The sequence below is a fragment of the Candidatus Nanopusillus massiliensis genome, assembly GCF_920984865.1.
Map to the genome: position 1 here is coordinate 460,910 of NZ_OV100765.1, position 221 is coordinate 461,130.

At 27.1% G+C, this 221-nt stretch carries 1 protein-coding gene (cut by a window edge); it reads right to left on the minus strand.

Going from position 1 to position 221, the window contains the following annotated elements; translation table 11 throughout:
- Window positions 1-184: the 5' end (the start) of a hypothetical protein gene (locus LUA84_RS03300; RefSeq protein ID WP_457913371.1), read on the minus strand. 254 nt of this gene lie to the left of the window's left edge; 184 of the gene's 438 nt are visible here — the first part of the coding sequence; its start codon is at window positions 182-184; the stop codon falls past the left edge of the window.
- Window positions 185-221 lie beyond the last annotated feature (37 nt).

Consider the following 221-nt stretch of genomic DNA (forward strand, 5'->3'; position numbering starts at 1 on the left):
GATCTTCACTTGCCTGAGCTGTNNTATCTATTGGATTATGAAATGAAGCAAAGGAAGGTAAAATATTTTTTAATTTTTCTTTAATATCATCTGGTGTTTCTTCTATTTTAATATTATTTTCTTCTAAAGCATCTGTTGTTAAAACACCCTCACCCCCTCNATTTGAATATATGTAAATAACCATTATTATAAATAGAATGCTAGAGTTTTTAAATAGATCA